Here is a 21,932-nt window from a genome sequence, read left to right as displayed (position 1 = left end):
ATGTGCGCAAAAGACCCATGTACATCCAGAAACTGGTTTGAAGTCGCCGACATGCCTGCCAACGCAGGCTATCCAGAACAGCTTCATGCACGCAGCGAATTGCTCGCAGCTTCTGGTGAAAGCAGCTTTCCGTGTTTCAGGTTATTATTCGGTTAAGCAAGTGCTTGAATTCCGCTCTCACCCTCAAATTTTGATGGTTTGGAGAGTTCGGAGCCGTTCATCCTTGGCTCGAAGCGATTTGATGGAGCAGTCAGACCGGAAACAACCCATCATAGTCGACCTGCCTGAAGTAGAGCCCTTCAGGTGCTGCCACCGGACCACAGGCCTTGCGCGAGCGGGCCTCCAGTGCGATCTGCACATCGTCGGCAGTCCATTTTCCTTCACCCACCAGGCGCAGGGTTCCTGCAAAAGAGCGGATCTGATTGTGCAGAAAGCTGCGCGCTGTGGCGTGGATCTCGATCAGCCCGTCGAAGCCGCCTCTGGTCACATCAAGCCGGTCAAGCGAACGGACCGGCGAGTCCGCCTGGCACTGCACCGAACGGAAGGTGGTGAAATCATGCCGGCCGACCAGCCGTTGCGCGGCCTCGTGCATGGCTTCGGCATCAAGCGGGCGCGGCGACCAGAGTGCCCGGTTCTTCTCGATCACCAGCGGTGCGCGACGGCAGATGATGCGGTAGACATAGTGCCGCCTGGTCGCTGAAAACCGTGCGTCAAAATCTTCAGGTACCTCACGGGCGGCGAGGATGGCAACCCGCTCACGTGCCATCTGCAGATGCGCGTTGATCGCGTCACGAACGGTGTCGTCGGACCACTGGTTTTCAAGATCGACATGGGCGACCTGGCCCCATGCATGCACACCTGCATCCGTGCGGCCGGCGCCGCGAATGCTAACAGCCTGGCCGCAAAAGCCGTGGATCGCAGTCTCGATCGCCTGCTGGATCGAAGGATGATCATCCTGACGCTGCCATCCGGCATATCCGCTGCCGTCATACTCGATGTCGAGGCGATAGCGCGGCATCAGCCGATCACCGCGCCGGGAGCAACCGGCGTTCCGCGCAGAAAGTCCTGCGCCGACAGCGGCTTGCCGCCGGCCTTCTGCAGCCGGAGAAGCCGTACTGCGCCCTCGCCACAGGCAATGGTCAATTGTTCGTCCAGGACGGTGCCGGGCACCTCGCCTTGCGCACCGCCCGCAACCACCCCGGAGGCAAGCAGCTTCACCCGTTCGGCCCGATCCCCTGTTTGCAATTCGAACCAGGCGCCAGGCGCCGGAGCCAGACCGCGGATGTGGTTGTGCACATCCAGAGCAGTCCGGGTGAAGTCCACGCGCGTCTCCTCCTTGGAGATCTTTGCCGCGTAGCTCACGCCTTGCTCGGGCTGGACACGAACCGGCAGCTCACCGCGCTCAAGCCGCGCCATGGCGTCCGTCATCAGCTTAGCGGTCACTCCGGCCAGGGTGTCGTGAAGCTCGCCGGTCGTCATGCTGGCGGAAATGTCCACGGTTTGGGTCAGCGCCACCGGGCCGGTGTCGAGCCCCACATCCATCTGCATGATCATCACGCCGGTGGTGGTGTCGCCGGCCATGATTGCGCGCTGGATCGGGGCCGCGCCACGCCAGCGCGGCAACAGCGAGGCGTGGCCGTTCCAGGCCCCCAGGCGCGGCGCGTCAAGCACCGGCTTGGGCAGCAGGAGACCGTAGGCGACGACCACCGCGGCATCCGCTTCAAGCGCCTTGAATGCCGCTTGCTCTTCATCCGATTTCAGGCTTTTGGGGGTGAACACCGGAATGCCAAGACCTTCAGCGGCTTCATGCACAGGAGACGGCTTGAGTTCGAGCCCGCGGCGGCCGGCGGGACGCGGCGGCTGCGAATAGACCGCGACGATCTCGTGCCCGGCCTCATGCAGTGCCTGCAGCGTCGGAACGGCATAGGCCGGTGTTCCCATGAAGATGATGCGCAAGGGCAATGATGTTTGTCCGTGGTCTGGCGTTGATCAACGCCCGTGTTCAAACGGGTTTTCAAGCGTCAGGTCAAGCCCGGCGAAGCCGCACGTGATGCCTGACGCCGCGGACGCGGCGTTGGCCGAGTTAAGCCGTCATGCGCTGCTTGGCGAGCTTGGTGAACTTGCGCACCACCATGTCGCGCTTGAGCTTGGAGATGTGGTCGATGAACAAGACGCCGTTCAAATGATCGATCTCATGCTGCAGGCAGGTGGCGAGCAGCCCGTCGGCCTCGGTGGTATGCTCCTTGCCGTCGCGACCGAGATATTTGACCGTGATCGTTTCCGGACGTTCAACATCGGCATAATAGTCCGGGATCGACAGGCAGCCTTCCTCATAGACGCTGATGCCATCACCGGTGGCGACCACTTCGGGGTTGATGAACACTTGCGGGCTTTTCGGCTCGTCCTTGCCGGCCACATCGATCACCAGAAGCCGCCGCGGCACACCGACCTGGATGGCGGCCAGACCGATGCCGGGCGCGTCATACATGGTCTCGAGCATGTCATCGATGAAGCCCTCGAGTTCCGCATCAACGCGCTCCACCGGCAGGCTTTGCTGGCGCAGAATAGGATCGGGCAAAAGGACGAGAGGCTTGATGGTCATGAGAGGTGAAATAATCACTGACAGGCCCCGCGTCAATCGGGCAAGGCCGGCCAAGAAGGGGCGTCGCGTCGCGGTTGTTCCTGTTTTGATCTGGCATTCAAGTCAGAATCAGCTAGGCTTGCTGGATGGAAAATCCGGCAAACCCGTTTCTGACACCCGTTTTCGAGCTCAATGGACTCGCGATCACGCTTGGCCAGTCGCTGTTTGGTTTGGCAATCGCCGTGTTGCTGCTTGTTGTCTGGCTGACGCTGGCGCTGGGGCGCTCGAACCGGGCACGGGCGCAAATCAATGCCGAGGCAGCAGCGCGCGCCGCCCAGGCGGAGGCACGGCTTGCCGAGATCCTCAAGGCGCAAGCTGAAATGCAGGGCCGGATGGGAACCATGGCCGAGGTCTTCGGCGCGCGGCAGGCCGAACTCAACCAGGCCATCGGCCAGCGCCTTGACGGTATGACACAGCGGATCGGCTCGACACTGACGGACCAGACCCGCGCCACCCACGAGAATCTGGCGCGGCTTCAGGAGCGCCTGGCTGCGATCGACACGGCCCAGTCCAACATCCAGTCGCTGGCACGCGATGTGGTCGGGCTGCAGGCGATCCTGTCGAACAAGCAGACCCGCGGCGCCTTCGGCCAGTCGCGGATGGAAACCATTGTCCAGGATGGGCTGCCGATGGGCGCGTTCCGCTTCCAGCCTACCCTTTCGAACGGCACCCGGCCCGATTGCACCGTGAAGATGCCCAATGGCGCGCCGGATCTGGTGATCGACGCCAAATTTCCGCTCGAGGCATGGAACGCCATGCGTGAGGCGCAGGCCGAGGCGCTCGGCGAGCAGGCCTTTCAGGCCGCGCAGCAGCGCTTTCGCAGGGACATGGAAGTGCATATCCGCGACATCTCTGAAAAATACCTGATTGCGGGGGAAACCCAGGACACGGCCTTTCTGTTCGTGCCGTCGGAATCGATCTTCGCTGAGATTCACGAGACCCTGGAAGCGATCGTGCAGCGGGCGCACCGGGCGCGGGTGGTGATTGTCTCGCCCTCGCTTCTGATGCTGTCGATCCAGGTGATCCAGGCCATCCTAAAAGATGCGCGAATGCGCGAACAGGCACATCTGATCCAGGGCGAGGTGGTGCGGCTGATGGAGGACCTGTCACGCCTCGATGACCGCACCCGCAAGCTTCAGGCACATTTTTCCATGGCGCAGAAGGATGTCGATCTGATCCTGACCTCATCGGACAAGCTCACCAAGCGCGGCTCGCGGATCGAAGCGCTCGAATTTGCCCAGCTCAAGAATGATGCCGAGCAGACAGATTCGCCCCAAACCGAACAGCAAGCACCGCCTACCCCAGATCCGGCTCCAAAGTTCGAACCACGGTCCTCGACACTCAAGTTGCGGGTGGTGGATGAGGACGACTAAAGCCTTTTCCCGGGTCCTGGCCTGTGACAAACAGTCGGTCGGCAATGCGGCCTGCAGCCGTCAGCAAAAGGGAGAGCGCCATGATCACTGTCATTGGTTCGATCAACATGGACCTTATCGGCACGACAGCGCGGTTGCCCGCACCCGGCGAGACGGTGTCCGGGTCCGATTTCACCACAGCGCCCGGCGGCAAGGGTGCCAACCAGGCGCTCGCGGCCCGTCGCGCAGGCGCTTCGACCAAGATGGTGGGTGCCACCGGCAATGATGCTTTCGCCGCAGAGGCGCTTGCGCTTCTTGAGGCGGCCGGCACCGATCTTGGCGGCGTGCGCGGACTTGAAGGCGCGACCGGCATCGCGCTGATCCTCGTGGGTGGTGACGGCGAGAACGTGATCGTGGTGATCCCCGGTGCCAACGGCCAGGTGAGCGCCCAGGATGCCAGTGACGCAGTCGCCGCGATGTCTTCGGGCGACACCGTGCTGTTGCAGATGGAAATCCCCGAAGCTGCCGTGCGCGCAGCGCTTGAAGCCTCGCGGGCAAGGGGTGTACGCAGCATTCTCAACATCGCACCGCTGACCGATGCGGTGGAGCGCCTTGCGCCTCTGGCTGACATTGTGATTGCAAATGAGACCGAATTCGCCCGGCTCTCGGGCCGCCCGGTGGAGGCCCTGGCAGAGGTGAAGGCCGAGCTCGAAGCCCTGCATGACCGGAGCGGGCAATGCCTGATCATCACCCTGGGTGGCGACGGCGTCCTCTGGGCCAGGGATGGTCGCAGCGGCCACGTTCCCTCGCTGAAAATTGCGCCTGTGGACACTGTGGGCGCGGGCGACACATTCTGCGGCTACCTTGCACAGGGCCTGGACGCCGGCATGGCATTTGAAGAGGCCGTGCGCCGCGCAGCCGCTGCCGGTGCGCTCGCTTGTCTTACACCGGGCGCACAGCCGTCTATCCCGCTGGCTGAGGACGTCGACGCCCGGCTGTGATCCGCCTCAGAGCCGGCCAAGCCGCTCGATGAACAGATCAAAAAACCGGTCGGCATCAACGTCGCCGATCACTAGTGCATTCTCCTTGCGGCCGGTGACCTTCCACCAGTCGACCACCGTGGCGCCCAGGGTCAGCTCGGAGCCGGTCTCGATTTCGACATTGCAGTTGCGCCCGGTAAACATCTCCGGGTCAATCAGCCAGGCGATCACGGTCGGATCATGCAGCGGGCCACCATCGGTACCATATTTCTGCTCGTCATAACGCTCGAAGAATTCCAACATGCTGGCCATTTCAAGCGAGGCCCGGTTGCCGTTGGCTCTGAGACGGTCGACCCGCGTCCGCGTGGTAAGAACCTTGTGGGTGACATCAAGCGGCATCATGGTGATCGGAACGCCCGCGGCAAACACGATCTTGGCGGATTCCGGATCGACATAGATGTTGAACTCTGCCGCGGGGGTGATGTTGCCGCCCTCAAAAAAGCCGCCGCCCATCAGCACGATCTGCGCAACCCGCGCGATGGTGTCAGGCGCCCGCTCAAACGCCATGGCGATGTTGGTCAGCGGGCCTAGCGGGCACAATGTGATTGTCTTTTCCGGATTGGTGCGCAGCGTTTCAATGATGAAATCGACAGCATGAGCCTGTTCCAGCGGCCGCGCCGGCTCAAAGATGTCAACGCCATCAAGACCGGTCTTGCCATGCACATGTTCAGCCGTCACCAGCTTGCGCTTGAGTGGCGCCTCGGCACCGGCATAGACCGGAATGTCGGAGCGTCCGCTTATCTCGGCCACGATGCGGGCGTTCAGCGCGGTGCGTGAGAGCGGCACGTTGCCTGCAACGGCGGTAATACCAAGCACCTCAAGCTCCGGGCTTGCAAATGCCAGCATGATGGCTGCCGCATCGTCCTGACCTGGATCTGTATCGATGATGATCTTGCGTGGCGTCATGGCGTGTCTCCGGAGCTGGCGATTCGATTTCGCGCCACACTATTCATCCCGACCAGCGGCGGGCAAGGTTCTTGCGCAGGCGCTTTCAAGTTCCCATATTAGCGCCAGGCCGGATGCCAGTAAGGGTCCGGCGCCTGTCGCTTGAGAACGAGGACAAGCCATGTCGCGCATGACTCCCTTTTCTAGCCCGCTTCTGCTGGGCTTCGATACCATGGAAAAGACCCTTGAGCGGATCGCCAAGGGATCGGAAGGCTACCCGCCCTACAATATCGAGCGCATTCGCGCTTCAGCAGACGGTTCGAACGCCGATCGGTTGCGCATCACGCTTGCAGTCGCGGGCTTCTGCGAGGAAGACCTGGATGTCACAACCGAGGAGAACCAGTTGGTGATCCGAGGCCGCCAGGCCGAGGTGGAAGGGCGGGAATATCTGCATCGCGGCATCGCAGCCCGGCAGTTCCAGCGCATGTTCGTGCTTGCCGATGGCATGCAGGTTGTCGGTGCGGAATTGAAGAACGGCTTGCTTTCGGTTGACCTTATTCGACCCGAACCCGAACGTATGGTGCGAAAAATTAACATTTCGGTTCGAGACTGAGTTTCAAGGTTCGATTCTGCAGGATGCTTCCTGCCCCAAACCGAAGGAAATCGACATGATTGCCAAATCGGGGAAAACCCAACTCTCCGCCCAGGATCTGGCGCTGCTCGGCGCTGGAAAGGTTGGCTATATCCGAAAGATGCGCTCGGAAGACGTGCTCGCCAAGTTCCCCGAAGCGCCGGAACTGGATCCAGGCGTGGAGCTGTGGGCCCTGTTCGGTGCCGACGGCACGCCAATCCTGCTGACCGACAACCGGTCAAGCACGTTCTACCGCGCGGCCGAAGACGAGTTGAAAACCGTTTGCCTGCACTAAAGGATTCCGGCCGGAGAAAACCTCAGGCGGCGTTGGATTCCGGCTCTTCGGCAAGAAAAGCGTAAAGCGACGCCGCGTCGTCGGTGGCGCGCAGCTTGGCCACCATCTCACTGTCGCGCATCACACGCGCGATGCGTGAAAGCGCCTTGAGATGGTCAGCGCCCGCGCCCTCCGGCGCCAGCAGCAGAAACACCAGATCAACCGGCTGGTCGTCCAGCGCCTCAAAATCCACCGGCTGATCAAGCCGTGCAAACACACCGATAATCCGGTCCAGCGACGGCAACTTGCCGTGGGGAATGGCAATGCCATTGCCCACGCCGGTTGAGCCCAGCCGCTCACGCTGCAGAATCACGTCAAACACTTCACGCTCGGCAAGCCCGGTGACCTCCGAGGCCTTGGCAGCCAATTCCTGCAAGAGCTGTTTCTTGGAGTTTGCCTTGAGCGCAGGCAGAACGGAGTTCTGCGCAATCAGGTCAGCAAGCGCCATGTTACATTCCTTGTTTCAAGCCTGGCTTTCAGGCGTTTTTCTTGGCTTTGCGAAGAGGCGTTGTGGCCGCACCCACTCAAAGCTCAGCGCGGCCAAAACCTCATATCCCCCAGGCTTCCGCCGTCAGGATTTCACGCCACCGGCATCAATCCACCCGATGTTGCCATCGTTGCGGCGGTAAACCACGTTGAGGGCGTCATTACCCGCATTGCGGAACATCAAGATCCGCTCGTCTGTCATATCCAGCGCCATCACTGCATTGGCCACGCTCATAGTGACCAGTTGCTTGGTGCTTTCGGCAATGATCGCCGGAGCGTAATCCTCCGGCACTTCATCCGCATCCTCATCGCCAGAGCCGACAACCGCGTAGGCAAGTTCTGCCTGGCTTGGCTGGCTGTTGGCATGGTGATCTTTGAGCCTGCGCTTGTAGCGGCGCAGGCGCTTTTCTATTCGCTCCGCCGCAGCGTCAAATGCAGGTTGCGGGTCCTGCGCTTCCCCTGTGGCGTGGAGCACCACGCCGGTGTCGAGATGTATCTTGCAATCGGCCTGAAACCGGGATCCCGATTTCTCAACGGTCACATGACTTGAAAAGCCGCCATCGAAGTACTTCCGTACGGCTCCTGAAACATGGTCATCGATCCGAGTCCGGAAGGACTCGCCGATTTCCATATGTTTTCCCGACACTCGAACGCTCATGTGACATCCCTTCTTATTGTGACTTGGGGATTTAGTCTAAGCCAAGCGCCGCGCTCATCCAAGCGCCAGACGGTGGACAATTGATCCGGACCAAGCAATTTATCCCTTGACGAAACAGCTTTCCGATAGGCCCTGATTATGTCCAATCAATGCGGAGCGGCTTCTACGCCGCAGTGCCTCTGCTGTCAAGCTTTGCCTGGATTTCCGCCATTCCTGACGTGAATTCAACCTCTTGGCAGAGCGGGGATCAGACCGCTGCAGCGCGGGCGCGGGCGCGTTTTTCGCGGCGGCGCTGTACCGAGGAGGGAATGGACATGGCTTCGCGGTACTTGGCGACGGTCCGCCGGGCGATTTCCACACCCGACTGCTTGAGCAAAGTGACCAGATCATCATCCGAAAGCACTGAATCGGGCAATTCTTCGTCAATCAGTGCCTTGATGCGGTGACGCACCGATTCGGCAGAATGGGCATCGCCGCCCGCTTCCGCCGAGGCGATCGAGACGGTGAAGAAGTATTTCAATTCAAACACACCACGCGGGGTGATCATGTATTTGTTCGATGTCACCCGGCTGACGGTGGACTCATGCATGCCGATGGCGTCGGCCACCGCCTTGAGATTGAGCGGGCGTAGATGGTCCACGCCATGCAGCAGGAACGCATCCTGCTGTCGCACGATCTCGCTTGCCACCTTGGTGATCGTGCGGGCGCGCTGATCGAGCGACCGCACCAGCCAGTTGGCGGTCTGCATGCATTCCGAGAGGAACTCCTGGCCGGGCGTGTTCTTGGCCATCTGGCTCGACACGGTGGCGAAATAGGACTGATTCACAAGCACCCGAGGCAGGGTTTCCGAATTGAGCTCGACCACCCAGCCACCATCAGCGCCCGGTTTGACCGAGACATCGGGCACAATGAGTTCGCTGGAACCGGTCTCGAACCGGGTGCCCGGCTTCGGATCAAGGGCGCGGATCTCGGCGAGCATATCGAGAAGGTCTTCCTCATCAACGCCGCAAAGCCGTTTCAGCGTCGAAAAATCACGGCGCGCCAGCAGTTCGAGATTGTTCACCAGCGCCGCCATTGCCGGGTCGAGGCGGTTCTTGCGGTCAAGTTGCAACGCCAGGCATTCGGAAAGCGACCGTGCAAACAGACCGGCCGGTTCGAATTCCTGAAGGCGCCCGAGCACATGTTCCAGCTTGGCCTGATCGATGGAAAGCCGTTCGATGGTCTCCAACAGGTCCCCGGCGATGTATCCGGCTGCGTCAAGCTGATCGGCAATATCAGTGGCGATCAACCGTTCGGCAGGATCGGCGAAGGTGAAGGCGATCTGCTCGGCGACATGGTCGCGCAAGGTCGGCGCGCGGGCAGCGAAATCATCAAGATCATAGCCTTCGCCACCCTGCCCTCCATCATTGCCGGGCATGGATTTCCAGTTGTCGACAAATTCGGGCGCGGATGGCTTCTCGACACCGTGGTCGTCAGGGAACACATTCTCGTAGCGGCCATCAATTTCTTCGTTCAGTCGTTCCGTAGATGTCTCCGAGGAGGCCGCCCAGAGACCATCAGCGCCCTCCCCGCCCTCGGAAGACGACGCGCCGGATTGGGAATCCTGAGCGCTATGATCGCGAGACGTCTCGCTGCCATCACCGTTGGCGCCCTCATTGTTGGCTTCCGATTCCGGCGTCACCAGTTCGAGCAAGGGATTGCGCTCGACTTCCTGCTCGATGAACCGGTTCAGTTCGATATGCGAGAACTGCAGCAGCCGGATCGACTGCATCAGCTGCGGCGTCATGACCAGCGACTGGCTTTGGCGCAATTGAAGGCTGGCTGACAGGGCCATGATAACGCACTACTCCCGGTTGGGCCGTTCAGGAACGGCAGGCCGCGGCTGTTTTAGTGGCCTTTGCCACTACAATGCCTTAACGCGCCTTACCCATCTGGCCCGAAAATTGCGTTTTTATTTCTTTGTGGTCAAGTGCGGCGAAAGAACAAGGTAAAAACGACCGGGCATTGGGCAGCTTTATCGAGATTTTGACTCAAGGTTCGCCACGTGCCGCTTTTGCGGGCTCGCGATCCATTGACGCTAAAGCGAGAACTGCTCACCCAGGTAAAGCCGGCGGACATCCGGATTGGCGACAATTTCCGACGGGCGCCCATGGGTCAGCAGCACGCCCGCGTTCATGATGTAGGCGCGATCGATCAGGCCAAGGGTCTCACGCACATTATGATCGGTGATCAGCACCCCGATGCCGCGGCGGGTGAGGTGCCTGACCAGATCCTGAATGTCCGACACCGCGATGGGGTCAACACCGGCAAAGGGCTCGTCAAGCAGCATGAAGGTGGGATCCGACGCCAGCGCTCGGGCGATTTCCAGACGCCGGCGCTCGCCGCCTGAAAGCGAGATCGAGGCGGATTTGCGCAGATGTGAAATGTGAAACTCCGAGAGCAGGCTGTCGAGTTTCTCCTCGCGCAAGGCCCGGTTTTTTTCGACAACCTCAAGGACCGCGCGAATGTTGGCCTCGACACTCAGGCCCCGAAAGATCGAGGCTTCCTGTGGCAGATAGCCGACACCGAGCCGGGCGCGGCGGTACATCGGCAGATCCGAAACGTCATGCCCATCGATCTCGATGGTGCCTGAATCGACAGGAACCAGGCCCGTGATCATGTAGAAGCAGGTGGTCTTGCCGGCTCCATTGGGGCCGAGCAGGCCGACGGCCTCACCCCGGCGAACACCCAGCGACACCCCATCCACAACGCGCCGTGACTTGTAGGCTTTGGTCAGATTGCGCGCGATCAGCGTGCCGTCGTAACGCCCCACACCGTCTTCGGCGACATCAGCGTCGCCCTTGCCGCCCCGGTTGCCCAGCGATGAAAAAAGCGCGCGGATCACTGTTTGGATCGCGACTTCGGATCGAGCTGAATCATCACCCGACGACCGCAGCTGTCGAGCTTGGCCTGGCCGTTTTGCATTTGGACGGTCAGCTTACAGCCGATGAACACATTCTCGGCGTCGGTCAGGACAACCTTCTCGCCCGACAGCACCAGAACCTCATTGGCCATGTTGAAATTGCCGGTATCGGCGGTGGCCGTCTGGGTGCCCGAGCGGATCAGCACTTTCTTGAACAGGTCGATTTCACGGATATCGGCTGCGCCGGAGGCCACCGATCCGCCATTCTTGGCATAATGAACGATCATCTCGCCTGCCTGCAGCACGGTATCGCCCTGCAGCACCCGGACGTTGCCGGTAAAGGTCGCCTGGCTGGTTTCCTCGTTGATCTGAAGCAGGTCGCTCTCGATCTGGATCGGCTCATCGCCCGAAAGCGCAAGGCCGGTCATCCGGCTTTCACTGGTTTGCGCCTGCACCGGCTGTGGGCCGGCCAGAACGGCGACACCCAGAAGTGCGGCAAGGCCAACGATTGGCAGAGATGTCTTGGCCATGTCAGTTGCTCTCTCGGGCCGGCTGTTTGATCGCCGAAGGGTTGATTGTCATGCGGACCTGATTTTCGAGTATGATGAGGCGGCCCTTATCCTGCATCTTCATGGATTTCGCAACCACCGAGGCCTCCCCCGAACGGATGGTGACCGGGTCAGACGTGGACATTTCACTGGTCGCCATATCGATGTCCGCGGACTGCATCTCTGCGGAGAATCCGCCCTCGCTCTGAACCTTGAAAGGCTCCCTGAACACCAGTGTCTGGGCGCCGCGGTCAAAAGTCGCGCTTGTTGCCTCGAGCACTGCCGTCTCACCTGCCGAGACCGGAAGTTCGGCAAGGATATCCTCAAGCACGATCACATCCGGCGTCGCCAGATCCTGAATCGCCCTGAGTGCTTCGAGCCTGTAGCTCCGTGCATCCGAGGTCTGGCCGCTCATCACCGGGTTCTGCATGACCAGCTTGCCATCACGCACCGCCACAGATTCGATCGCCACGCCCTCGGGCACCAGTGTATCGACAAAGGACACGGCAACAAAGCCTATGACAACCAGCACCGAGGCGAGCGGCAGAAGGATCTTGAGCGCTCTCACCCGGCGCGAGTGGGTCTGGGCGCGACGGTATTCGGCATGGGACCTTCCCGCATAAGCGCCTGTTCGCGGTATTTCTGAAACTGACGTCGTTGTCATGAAGCCCCGTGTTTTCAAACCGTCTCTGCACCCGGTCGCCTGACCGCGAGCACAGCACTGTTGCGACCGCTATGGCATGACAATATGGTGGCATTGCGAAGCAGTCGTACAAGACTGCCATGCCTTGACCGCGTTGGCAAAGATACCAATTTCAGGCGGTGCCTCAACGACCCTAACCGGAGACCTGACCTTGACCGACCCCAATGTTCTTGCCGATCGCCGCCGCCTGCGGCGCAAGCTCGGTTTCTGGCGTATATTTGCCGTTGTCGCGGTCATCGCCGTGGTCGCGGCACTGGCGTTCAATCTCGACGGACCTGACACCGGGTCGGACCATATCGCCCGGATCGACATCAGCGGGGTTATCTCTGACGATGAAGACCTGATTGACCTGATTGAAGACGCTGCCTCAAGTGAGACCGCCAAAGCGCTGGTGGTCCGCATTTCGTCGCCCGGTGGAACCACCTATGGCGGAGAACGTATCTACAAGGCGCTGCTGGAGGCCGGCAAATCAAAGCCTGTTGTCGCCGATGTGCGCACACTGGCCGCCTCGGCCGGCTACATGATTGCCGCATCGAGCGATCATATCGTCGCCGGAGAAAGCTCGATTGTCGGGTCGATCGGGGTGATTTTCCAATATGCGCAGGCGCAGGAGCTGCTCAACAAGATCGGCCTTCGCATCGAAGAGATCAAATCGGCCCCGCTGAAGGCCGAGCCATCGCCCTTTCACGACACCAGCGAGGAAGCCAAGGCAATGATCCGGGCTATGGTCCTCGACAGCTATGACTGGTTTGTCGACCTGGTGACCGAACGTCGCGGCATGACGCGCGCTGACGTGCTTGCGCTTGCCGACGGATCGATCTTCACCGGCCGCCAGGCGCTCGGGAACGGATTGGTGGATGCGATTGGCGGGGAGGCCGAGATCCGCGCCTATCTCGAGAGCCGCGATGTCGAGGCGGATCTGGAAATCATTGAATGGGAAAAGCAAAGTGATCCGGCTCGACGGCTGATTGGGGCGCAGGCCGTGGACCTGATCGCAAGCTATTTCGGTGTGCCTATGCGCCTCTCCGATGAAATCGACCGCTTGTCGGGCGGCAAGTTGTTTCTTGACGGTCTGGTGTCTGTTTGGCAGGTTGGAGGGAAACAGGCGGCGGATAACTAGGGGAAATTTCATGATAAAGTCGGAACTGGTTCAGGCGGTTGCTGCGCGCAACCCGCATCTCTACCACCGCGATGTGGAAAACATCGTCAATGCGGTTCTTGATGAGATTACCGATGCCCTGTCCCAGGGAACCCGGGTTGAACTGCGTGGCTTCGGAGCGTTTTCCGTGAAAAACCGCCCACCGCGCTCCGGGCGCAACCCCCGCACCGGTGAACCGGTGTTCGTGGAGGAGAAATGGGTGCCGTTCTTCAAGACCGGAAAAGAGCTGCGCGAGCGCCTCAATCCCGACGACAAGGACTGAGAATCGAGGCGACCGGCACACGGTGCGCCAGGACAGTTTGACAAGATTGCATTGGCGCGGATTGACCGCGTGGCCCTTGCGGCGGCACTATGACGCTTTGAACGCCGCGCCCCGAAAGAGTACAGACAGACCATGATCAAACGCATTGTCGCCCTTGCGATCCTTCTTCCGACGGCCATCGTGCTCATCATGCTGTCGGTTGCCAACCGCACGGCGGTCACGCTGGCACTCAATCCGTTCCAGCCATCAGATCAGGTTCTCTCTGTAACCGCGCCTTTCTTCGTGTTTCTTTTCGCAACCTTGATGCTGGGGATGATCATCGGCTCGCTTGCCACGTGGTTCAAGCAAGGAAAGCACCGCAAGCAGGCCCGCGCCAATGCCAGCGAAGCCGTCAAATGGCATACGGAAGCCGATCGTCACAAAGCCAAGGCCGAGCAAATCGCCGCCGCCCTGCCCGCACCGGACAAGCGCAACGCGGCCTGACGCCTTTTGCCGGTAAAGCCACTCATGGACGGTCTGCGGGCACTTATGCCTGCGCGGCTTTTTCGCTGACCACCTCGTTGAACCGGGTGAAGAACTGGCCCGCGAGCTTTTTCGAGGTTGAATCGATCAGGCGGGAGCCGAGCTGGGCGATCTTGCCGCCGACCTGGGCCTTCACCTCGTAGCTCAAAACCGTTTCGGCGCCTTCCTCGACAAGTTTCACATCGGCGCCGCCATTGGCGAAGCCGGCGATGCCGCCCTTGCCCTCGCCGGAGATCGTGTAGCTTTCCGGTGCATTGATGTTTTCGAGCGTCACCTCACCGGAGAACTTTGCTGACACCGGACCGATCTTGACCTTGACGGTGGCCGACATCTCCGTATCCGAGCTTTTTTCCAGCGACTGACACCCCGGAATGCACTCGCGCAGCACATCGGGATCATTCAACGCTTCCCAAACCAGTTGACGCGGGGCTGCGATGCGCTCTTCGCCGTGCATTTCCATTTGATAATTTCCTCCATGGAATCAGACCGCGGAAGCGGCCGGTCTTCGTGCTCATCTAAGCAAACCGAAAACGGCTTTGCCAAGTGGATTTCTGATTGCTATGTCGAGCCTGCAATCCAACCTACACGTTCCGGCCGCGTTGTTCGCCCCGGAACCGCGACAGATCGGACTTTTCAGACGTGGCGGACAAGCGCTCACAACAGCCCCGACGTGGTGGCCGGCCGACTGCAAAGTCCGCCGGGACGGGCCGGGACGCGTCAAAGGGCCCATCAAAGGGTCAGCCAAAAGCGACGTCCAAGGGAAAGCCGCGGCCCGGCTCGGCAGCGGGCGGTCAACCCACATTCAAACCCGGGCAAGGCGCGCGCAAGGGCAAGCCATCCTTTTCCAAATCCGGGGCCCTTTCACAATCCGGGGCGCCGCTCCGGGCTGATGCACGCTCTGCGGAGGCCGGGGCACAGGCCAGGCGCTCAGCCAACGCCACGCCGACACAAGCTCCGATCCGTGCCTTGACCGGGCGCAGCGGCGCCTTGCCCCGGGAGAACGCACCGCTGATCCTGGAGATCGGTGACGAGCATGGCTACCGGCTGATCGACAGCGGCCGCAACGCCGATGGCGTCGGCGAGAAACTCGAGCTTTACGGTGATTTACGGGTGATCCGGCCCGAAGCCCAGGCGCTATGGCCGCGCGGGCTGCCGGATGCTGACTGGGCCAAGGCCGATGCACTGTTTACCGGCGACACCGACGAGGATGGCATCGGGCGCTGGGCGTTTCCCAATGCGCCACTGGGTGAAACCTGGCCGATGCAACTTCTCGGTGTCGATTTCTTCGGCCGGCTGACCTCCTTCCGCCATGTCGGGGTTTTTCCCGAGCAGATTGCCCACTGGCGCTGGATGGCGGACCAGATCACCCAGGCCAAGCGACCGCTGAAGGTGCTCAACCTGTTCGGCTACACCGGCGTCGCCTCGCTGGTGGCGGCAAAGGCCGGGGCCGAGGTCACCCATGTCGACGCTTCCAAGAAAGCCATCGGCTGGGCCCGTGAGAACCAGGCTCTTGCCGGGCTTGAGGATCGGCCGGTGCGCTGGATCTGCGAGGATGCGATGAAGTTCATCGCGCGCGAGGAGCGCCGCGGCAGCCGTTATGACATCATCCTCACCGACCCGCCGAAATTCGGCCGCGGCCCCAATGGCGAGGTCTGGCAATTGTTCGACCATCTGCCTTTGATGCTCGATATCTGCCGTGAACTGCTGAGCCCCAAGCCGGTAGGCCTGGTGCTTACGGCCTATTCGATCCGGGCCTCCTTCTATGCCATTCACGAATTGATGCGCGAGACCATGCGCGGCGCGGGCGGCGTGGTGGAGTCGGGCGAACTGATCCTGCGCGAGAGCGGCAAGCCCGATCCGGCTGCCTGCCGCGCCTTGTCGACCTCGCTCTATTCAAGGTGGCTGCCTGCATGACCGACAAACCCTCTTCCACCGGTCCAGGGCGCGTCGGCCAGGTCAAGGAGATCACCAGCCTTTCCAATCCGGTGATCAAGGACATCCGTGCGCTGTCAATGAAGAAACATCGCGACGAGACCGGCAGTTTTCTGGCCGAAGGGCTGAAACTGGTGATCGACGCGATTGATCAGGGCTGGAACATCCGCACGCTGATCTACGCCAAGGCCCAGCGCGGCAAGCCACAGGTCGAGAAAATCGCAGCGCTGACCGTTGCCCGCGGAGGACTGGTGCTGGAGGTCAGTGAAAAAGTCCTGACCGCGATCACACGGCGCGACAATCCGCAGGCGGTGATCGCGGTGTTCGAGCAGAAGCTGACACCGCTCGACGCAGTCGCGCCAAAGCCCGATGAAACATGGATCGCGCTGGACCGGGTCCGTGATCCGGGCAATCTGGGGACCATCATCCGCACCGCCGACGCAGCCGGTGCGTCCGGTGTGATTCTGATCGGCGACACGGTGGATCCGTTTTCGACCGAAACCGTGCGCGCCACCATGGGGTCGATCTTCGCCATGCCACTGCTCCGTGCCTCGGAAGCCGAGTTCCTCACCTGGTCGAAAAAAACCGCGCCGCTCGTGGTGGGCAGCCACCTCAAGGGCAGCGTCGACTACCGTACAATTGCCTACAAGGGCCGGCCGGTGGTGCTCTTGATGGGCAACGAGCAAGCCGGACTGCCCGACACGCTGGCGCAAAGCTGCGGCAAGCTGGCCCGGATCCCGCAGACCGGACGGGCAGATTCGCTCAATCTGGCGATCGCCACCGGCGTGATGCTGTTTGAGGCCCGGCGGCATCTGCTGAGCCTTGAGGCTGACGCACAATGAGTGGGGCCTCGCTCAGCCGTATGGGGCCGATGCTGACCATGGTGACCGGCGCCGTGGCGCTCGATCAGGTGATCAAATATCTGGTCGAGACCCGGCTTCCCTTTCATGAGCTTATTCCGGTGATGCCGATGCTGGGGCTGTTTCGCACCTGGAACGAGGGTATTGCCTTTTCACTGCTCAAGGATCTGCCCGACACCGGGCTTTTGATGCTCACCGCCATGGTGATCGTCTTTGTGATTTTCTTGTGGTGGCGCACGCCGTCCGACCGCAGCATCGCCCATCTGGGCTTTGCGCTGATCATCGGCGGAGCGCTTGGCAACCTGGTCGACCGGGCGATCTATGGCCATGTCGTCGACTACATCCTGTTTTACACGAGCACATGGTCCTTTGCCGTGTTCAATCTCGCTGACAGCTTCATCTCCATCGGCGCCGGATTGATCGTGCTGGACGAGGTGATCGCGGCCCTGCGGGAACGAAAAGCAAAGAAGCAATCGGACTGAAGCGCTTCCCGCGCTCTTGATCTTCGCATGGCCAAAGGTCAGTGTGCCGACAGAGGAATATGAGGAGTTTCCATGGACAATCGTTTCAAGGGCATCCAGCTCACCCGTGATGAAAACAAGGTGATGTCGGTCAATGTGGCCGAGCTCGGCCTGGACGATCTGATGGAGGGCGACGTGGTTGTCGAGGTCGAGTGGACCACCGTCAATTACAAGGACGGGCTGGCGATCACCGGCAAGGGTCCGGTGGTCCGGCGCTGGCCGATGGTGCCCGGGATCGATTGCGCCGGCACGGTGGTCAGTTCCGAGAACGCCCGCTTCTCACCCGGCGACAAGGTGATTCTCAACGGCTTTGGCGTCGGTGAGACCCACACCGGTGCCTTTGCCGCCTATGCGAGGCTCAATGGCGACTGGCTGATCCCGATGCCCAACGGCATGGACGGCCGCTCATCCATGGCGATCGGCACCGCGGGATATACGGCCATGCTCTCGGTCATGGCACTCGAGCGCCACGGCATCACGCCCGAGCGTGGACCGGTGGTGGTTACCGGAGCCAATGGCGGTGTCGGCACGGTCGCAATCGCAGTGCTCGGCAAGCTCGGCTACGAGGTGATTGCGTCGACCGGCCGCACAGAGGAAGCGGACTTCCTCAAAGAGCTCGGCGCATCGGACGTGATCCACCGTGATGAGCTGTCCGGTCCGGCAAAGCCGCTCAACAAGGAGCGCTGGGCGGGCGGCATCGACGCAGTGGGCAGCCACACGCTGGCCAATGTGCTGTCGATGACCTCCTATGGCGGGGCAGTTGCGGCTTGTGGACTGGCGCAGGGAATGGATCTGCCATCGTCGGTGGCCCCCTTCATTCTGCGCGGTGTCTCGCTGCTGGGCATCGATTCGGTGATGGCTCCGCTGGCGCTTCGGCAGGAGGCGTGGGCGCGGCTCGTGACCGATCTCGACATGGCCAAGCTTGAGGCCTTGTCGACCGAAATCGGCTTCGACGGCATCATTGACGCGGCGCATTCGATCGTCGACGGAAAGATCCGCGGCCGCGTCGTGGTCGATATGAAACACTAAAATCAGCGATCGATAAAATTCGATCTTTTCGCTGAAGTCTTTGCTCACCGGGCCCGTGTTAATCACGGGTCCATGAGCACAGAACCGCACCGACTCCAGAGCGCGCTGTCCACGGCGCTGAACCAACCGGCGCCTTATTCAAACGAGGTTCCGCCGGTTGCCCCAGCCGTAAGATATCCGGTCCCAGGAGCGGCACCGGCTTCGCACGACGAAACATTGCGAGATTCAGCGCCGAACGCCTTGGCAGGCTTGAGTGGGGCGCTGCCGCTTTTCCTGATTTCCGGCGCACTGGGCGCAGCGGCGCTGTCTGTTGCATTCGACACGCCGGCGGCGCTCCTGGCCTCGGTGGCGGGCATTTCCGTCGTTGCCGCCATGCCGTTGTTGAAACGCCCTGCAGATCCGTCATCGGCTGCTGATAAGCCGGGCCGCAAGCCAATCAAGGCCAACATGACACCTGATCCGGATCGGTCAAAGGCCGAACACGACAGCGACCGGACCTGGGAGCTGGGCGAGTTCACCAGCCATCTCACCACACTGTTCGACGGCCTGAGCGACATGATCGCGGCCTGCGATCTCGAAGGCCGCATCATTTTCGCCAATGAGACATTCCGCCTTGCAATCGGCACCGAAAACCCTGTCGGCCTGACGCTGGCGCAGGCTGGCGTTGCACCAACCCAAACGGATGGAACCGGACAACGAGAGCTGGTCCTCGGCGAAGGCGAGGCACAGTCGGTCTGGACCTGGCGCGAGACCATCGCGCGCGATCCGGTGTCAGGCAAGATGTTTGTCCATTGTGTTGGACGCAATGTCACCGCGACACGCAAGGCCGAAGCCGAACTGGTCGAGGCCCTGGAACGCGCGGAAGCCGCAAGTCACGCCAAGACCCGGTTTCTGGCCACGGTCAGCCACGAGATCCGCACGCCGCTCAACGGCATCCTGGGTATGACCCATCTGCTCAGCCAGACCGAGACGACGCCCGAACAGGCAAGCTATATCCGCAATGCGCGCGAATCCGGACAGTCGCTGTTGTCTCTGATCGAGGACCTGCTCGACGTCACATCGATCGAAGCCGGACGGCTCAACCTGCGTGAGGAAGAGGGCGATCTCAGTGAGCTCGTCCATGGTGTTTGCGAGCTCATGGCATCAAAGGCACATGAGAAGAACATCGAGATCGCCGTACATATCGCCGTTGATGCTCCGCAACGAATCGCCTCTGACATCGGCCGTGTGCGGCAGATTCTGTTCAATCTGGTCGGCAATGCCATCAAGTTCACTGAATCCGGCGGAGTGCTGGTCGAAGTGTCACTCGAAAATGCCGCGCTTGTCTTCAGCGTCACCGACACGGGTCCCGGACTGAAAGAAACGGACAAGGCGAAAATCTTCGAGGAGTTCGAACGCGCCGACAACGGCCCTACCCGCAAGCATGGCGGGGCAGGCCTTGGCCTGTCGATTTCTGCGCGGATCGTCGAGGCACTGGGCGGCGAGATCGGGGTGGACTCCACGCCCGGCAAGGGCAGCAAGTTTCATTTCAGCGTGCCGATTGCAGATATCTCCAACAGCGCCCAGGTTACCGCTTTGCGCGGGCCGTTGTCTGACCGAGCCGTTCTGGTGATCGCCCCGCGCGGACCGGTTTCTGCCGCGATGCTTTGGAGCATCCGCGATCTCGGCGGGTATGCCGAAGCTGCCAGCGACGCCGAAAGCATGCTCGCAGCGCTCTCCCGGCTGAACCGGACCGGATTGATGTTGAGCGATATCATCGTTGACCGCCGCATCGCCGATCAGGCCGAAAGCCTGCTGGCATCAGCTCCCACGGTGCTCTCCGACAAGATCGCAAGAACCCTGGTGATTGCGCCTGAAGACAGCCGCGACCTGGAAGGCCATGGCGATCATGGCGCCGATGCCTGGCTGGTGCGGCCGGTGCGGCGGACATCTCTGATCAATGTCCTGACCCGCCGGGACGACCGGGACGACCGCAACCGGCTGGCAAGCAAGCCCCGGCCGCCCGTGCTGGAACGGACATCGGACAATCCCACGCTCGACATTCTTCTGGCCGAAGACGACCCGGTCAATGCGCTGATGGTGCGCACCATGCTGGCGCGTCAGGGCCACCGCATCACGCTGGTCGAGAATGGCCGCGCGCTGGTCGAGGAAGCCATGAACCGTCCGGGTGGCAAGATGAATTACGATCTCGTCATCACCGATCTGTCCATGCCGGAGCTTGACGGCCGCAGTGCAATTGCCCGGATCCGCGCCGACGAAGACGTCAACCAGCTCGACCACCTGCCGATCATCGTTCTCTCTGCTGATGGCCAGGCCTCGACCCGCGATGACATTCTCGCAGCGGGTGCCGATGGCCATGCGGAGAAGCCGGTTGACCCGGAATGGCTGATTTCGCTGGTGGCGATGACCGCGCGCAAACGATCCGCCACGGCAGGCTAAACCTCCGGCAATTCGCTCCCATTGGGGCGATTGAGGCCGGGCTGCCACAGATTCTCCCCGAAATGATCACATCCGGGATGGCAAATGTCACTCGGATGTCGCAGAATCATGGTTGAAACCCGCCAACACCAAAGCGGGAGATCATCCATGGAAACGCAAGTGCAACCGCCTTCAGCGACATCGATTTCCCTGCCTTTCACACCCGGACAAAGCGGGACGCGAACGCTCGGCCGAATCGGATCGCTCGAGGTCCGGCTGGCCACCACCCGGGCAGAGATCGAGGCCGCGCAGGAGCTGCGCTACAAGGTTTTCGTTGAGGAAATGGGCGCCCGGCTGCCGCTTGAAGCGATGCAGCAGAAGCGCGACTTTGATACCGTCGATCGCTATTGCGACCACCTCTTGGTGTCCGACACCGCCCTTGGCGGTGAGCCCGAGACGCAGATCGTGGGCACCTACCGGCTGCTCAGGCAGGATGTGGCAGAGCGCCATGACGGGTTCTACTCGCAAAGCGAATTCGATGTCGCCGATCTGGTCGGCCGGCACCGCGGCAAGCGTTTTCTTGAGCTCGGCCGCTCCTGTGTGCTGCCGGCCTACCGCACCCGGCGGACGCTGGAAGCGCTTTGGCAGGGCAACTGGGCCTATGCGCTCGAGCACCGGATCGACGTGATGTTCGGGTGCGCGTCGTTCTCCGGCGACAAACCCCATGCCCATGCGCTGGCGCTGTCGTTTCTCAACGAGACCGTCGCAGCCCGTGACGAGTGGACCGTGCGGGCGATCCCCGGCCGCGGTCTTTCCATGGACATGATGCCGGTCGAGGCGATCACCCCGAGAGCCGCGTTGAGCGCAATGCCGCCGCTGGTCAAAGGCTACCTGCGGCTCGGCGCACTGGTTTCACACGAGGCCGTGGTCGACCGCGCCTTCCGCACCACCGACGTGCTGGTGATCCTGCCGGTCAAGCAGATCAGCGGACGCTACATCAACCACTACGGCGCCGACGCCTCACGGTTTGTGGCGTAAGGCCAGCGCCG

The 21,932-nt window shown here is 61.4% G+C and carries 24 protein-coding genes; 13 read left to right on the top strand and 11 right to left on the bottom strand.

Annotated elements, in window-relative coordinates; all coding sequences use genetic code 11:
* Nucleotides 1-250 precede the first annotated feature (250 nt).
* The 3 genes from truA to def all read right to left on the bottom strand — a co-directional run bounded on the left by truA (nt 251) and on the right by def (nt 2,602).
* A complete protein-coding gene (truA, locus tag HPDFL43_RS01875) occupies nt 251-1,018 on the bottom strand; it encodes a tRNA pseudouridine(38-40) synthase TruA (protein WP_007199862.1) in 768 nt (255 codons plus the stop codon).
* Nucleotides 1,018-1,962, bottom strand: a complete 945-nt coding sequence (gene fmt / locus HPDFL43_RS01870; RefSeq protein WP_007199861.1) for a methionyl-tRNA formyltransferase — start codon at nt 1,960-1,962, stop codon at nt 1,018-1,020. The genes truA and fmt overlap by 1 nt, the downstream gene beginning before the upstream one ends.
* 121 nt (nt 1,963-2,083) lie before the next feature.
* On the bottom strand, nt 2,084-2,602 hold the full coding sequence (gene def / locus HPDFL43_RS01865; RefSeq protein ID WP_007199860.1) for a peptide deformylase: 519 nt from the start codon (nt 2,600-2,602) through the stop codon (nt 2,084-2,086).
* Between the two features lie 125 nt (nt 2,603-2,727).
* Between def and HPDFL43_RS01860 the strand changes: the two genes are divergently transcribed.
* Nucleotides 2,728-4,014, top strand: coding sequence for a DNA recombination protein RmuC (locus HPDFL43_RS01860; protein WP_007199859.1), 1,287 nt, complete (start codon nt 2,728-2,730; stop codon nt 4,012-4,014).
* A gap of 80 nt (nt 4,015-4,094) precedes the next feature.
* Nucleotides 4,095-4,994, top strand: a complete 900-nt coding sequence (locus HPDFL43_RS01855) for a ribokinase (RefSeq protein WP_156970157.1) — start codon at nt 4,095-4,097, stop codon at nt 4,992-4,994.
* A gap of 6 nt (nt 4,995-5,000) precedes the next feature.
* Here the strand turns inward: HPDFL43_RS01855 and HPDFL43_RS01850 are convergent, their stop codons facing one another.
* A complete protein-coding gene (locus tag HPDFL43_RS01850) occupies nt 5,001-5,939 on the bottom strand; it encodes a nucleoside hydrolase (RefSeq protein ID WP_007199857.1) in 939 nt (312 codons plus the stop codon).
* A 160-nt stretch (nt 5,940-6,099) separates the two neighbouring features.
* Between HPDFL43_RS01850 and HPDFL43_RS01845 the strand changes: the two genes are divergently transcribed.
* Nucleotides 6,100-6,531, top strand: a complete 432-nt coding sequence (locus HPDFL43_RS01845) for an Hsp20 family protein (RefSeq protein ID WP_007199856.1) — start codon at nt 6,100-6,102, stop codon at nt 6,529-6,531.
* 55 nt (nt 6,532-6,586) lie between these two features.
* Nucleotides 6,587-6,844: a BQ00720 family protein gene (locus tag HPDFL43_RS01840; protein ID WP_007199855.1), complete on the top strand. Its 258-nt coding sequence runs from the start codon at nt 6,587-6,589 to the stop codon at nt 6,842-6,844.
* Nucleotides 6,845-6,866: 22 nt separating this feature from the next.
* Here HPDFL43_RS01840 and ptsN read toward each other — a convergent pair whose 3' ends face one another.
* The 6 genes from ptsN to lptC all read right to left on the bottom strand — a co-directional run bounded on the left by ptsN (nt 6,867) and on the right by lptC (nt 12,141).
* Nucleotides 6,867-7,331, bottom strand: coding sequence for a PTS IIA-like nitrogen regulatory protein PtsN (gene ptsN, locus HPDFL43_RS01835; protein WP_007199854.1), 465 nt, complete (start codon nt 7,329-7,331; stop codon nt 6,867-6,869).
* Nucleotides 7,332-7,454: 123 nt separating this feature from the next.
* Nucleotides 7,455-8,027, bottom strand: a complete 573-nt coding sequence (gene hpf / locus HPDFL43_RS01830; RefSeq protein WP_040448907.1) for a ribosome hibernation-promoting factor, HPF/YfiA family — start codon at nt 8,025-8,027, stop codon at nt 7,455-7,457.
* A gap of 247 nt (nt 8,028-8,274) precedes the next feature.
* Complete coding sequence (rpoN, locus tag HPDFL43_RS01825) at nt 8,275-9,861, bottom strand: RNA polymerase factor sigma-54 (protein ID WP_007199852.1); 1,587 nt, start codon at nt 9,859-9,861, stop codon at nt 8,275-8,277.
* 243 nt (nt 9,862-10,104) lie between these two features.
* A complete protein-coding gene (gene lptB / locus HPDFL43_RS01820) occupies nt 10,105-10,887 on the bottom strand; it encodes an LPS export ABC transporter ATP-binding protein (RefSeq protein ID WP_052093250.1) in 783 nt (260 codons plus the stop codon).
* Between the two features lie 20 nt (nt 10,888-10,907).
* On the bottom strand, nt 10,908-11,459 hold the full coding sequence (locus HPDFL43_RS01815; protein ID WP_007199850.1) for an LptA/OstA family protein: 552 nt from the start codon (nt 11,457-11,459) through the stop codon (nt 10,908-10,910).
* A 1-nt stretch (nt 11,460) separates the two neighbouring features.
* Nucleotides 11,461-12,141 (bottom strand): LPS export ABC transporter periplasmic protein LptC, encoded by a 681-nt coding sequence (gene lptC, locus HPDFL43_RS01810; protein WP_007199849.1) that lies wholly within the window; start codon nt 12,139-12,141, stop codon nt 11,461-11,463.
* A gap of 190 nt (nt 12,142-12,331) precedes the next feature.
* Between lptC and sppA the strand changes: the two genes are divergently transcribed.
* From sppA to HPDFL43_RS01795, 3 genes are all read left to right on the top strand, one after another.
* On the top strand, nt 12,332-13,300 hold the full coding sequence (gene sppA / locus HPDFL43_RS01805) for a signal peptide peptidase SppA (protein ID WP_007199848.1): 969 nt from the start codon (nt 12,332-12,334) through the stop codon (nt 13,298-13,300).
* Between the two features lie 10 nt (nt 13,301-13,310).
* Nucleotides 13,311-13,601 carry an integration host factor subunit beta gene (locus HPDFL43_RS01800; protein ID WP_007199847.1) on the top strand — a complete coding sequence of 97 codons (291 nt, stop codon included), beginning with the start codon at nt 13,311-13,313 and terminating at the stop codon, nt 13,599-13,601.
* Between the two features lie 132 nt (nt 13,602-13,733).
* Entirely contained in the window at nt 13,734-14,084 is a 351-nt protein-coding gene (locus tag HPDFL43_RS01795) for a LapA family protein (protein WP_007199846.1), read from the top strand.
* 43 nt (nt 14,085-14,127) lie between these two features.
* Here the strand turns inward: HPDFL43_RS01795 and HPDFL43_RS01790 are convergent, their stop codons facing one another.
* Entirely contained in the window at nt 14,128-14,583 is a 456-nt protein-coding gene (locus HPDFL43_RS01790) for an SRPBCC family protein (RefSeq protein ID WP_007199845.1), read from the bottom strand.
* Nucleotides 14,584-14,762: 179 nt separating this feature from the next.
* On the opposite strand from HPDFL43_RS01790, the gene HPDFL43_RS01785 reads away from it, so the two are divergent.
* From HPDFL43_RS01785 to olsB, 6 genes are all read left to right on the top strand, one after another.
* Nucleotides 14,763-16,037 carry a class I SAM-dependent rRNA methyltransferase gene (locus HPDFL43_RS01785; RefSeq protein ID WP_007199844.1) on the top strand — a complete coding sequence of 425 codons (1,275 nt, stop codon included), beginning with the start codon at nt 14,763-14,765 and terminating at the stop codon, nt 16,035-16,037.
* Nucleotides 16,034-16,897 carry a TrmH family RNA methyltransferase gene (locus HPDFL43_RS01780; RefSeq protein ID WP_007199843.1) on the top strand — a complete coding sequence of 288 codons (864 nt, stop codon included), beginning with the start codon at nt 16,034-16,036 and terminating at the stop codon, nt 16,895-16,897. The genes HPDFL43_RS01785 and HPDFL43_RS01780 overlap by 4 nt, the downstream gene beginning before the upstream one ends.
* On the top strand, nt 16,894-17,397 hold the full coding sequence (gene lspA / locus HPDFL43_RS01775) for a signal peptidase II (protein WP_007199842.1): 504 nt from the start codon (nt 16,894-16,896) through the stop codon (nt 17,395-17,397). The genes HPDFL43_RS01780 and lspA overlap by 4 nt, the downstream gene beginning before the upstream one ends.
* 72 nt (nt 17,398-17,469) lie before the next feature.
* The gene (gene acuI, locus HPDFL43_RS01770; protein WP_007199841.1) at nt 17,470-18,465 is read left to right on the top strand and encodes an acrylyl-CoA reductase (NADPH); all 996 of its coding nucleotides are present in this window, start codon (nt 17,470-17,472) and stop codon (nt 18,463-18,465) included.
* Between the two features lie 240 nt (nt 18,466-18,705).
* Nucleotides 18,706-20,904 carry a PAS domain-containing hybrid sensor histidine kinase/response regulator gene (locus tag HPDFL43_RS01765; protein ID WP_169743214.1) on the top strand — a complete coding sequence of 733 codons (2,199 nt, stop codon included), beginning with the start codon at nt 18,706-18,708 and terminating at the stop codon, nt 20,902-20,904.
* A gap of 147 nt (nt 20,905-21,051) precedes the next feature.
* The gene (olsB, locus tag HPDFL43_RS01760; protein ID WP_007199839.1) at nt 21,052-21,921 is read left to right on the top strand and encodes a l-ornithine N(alpha)-acyltransferase; all 870 of its coding nucleotides are present in this window, start codon (nt 21,052-21,054) and stop codon (nt 21,919-21,921) included.
* Nucleotides 21,922-21,932: the final 11 nt, after the last annotated feature.

The sequence above is a fragment of the Hoeflea phototrophica DFL-43 genome (genome assembly GCF_000154705.2).
Taxonomy (GTDB): domain Bacteria; phylum Pseudomonadota; class Alphaproteobacteria; order Rhizobiales; family Rhizobiaceae; genus Hoeflea; species Hoeflea phototrophica.
Note: the sequence above shows the minus strand (reverse complement) of the source record. Positions and strands in the feature narration are given on the sequence as shown.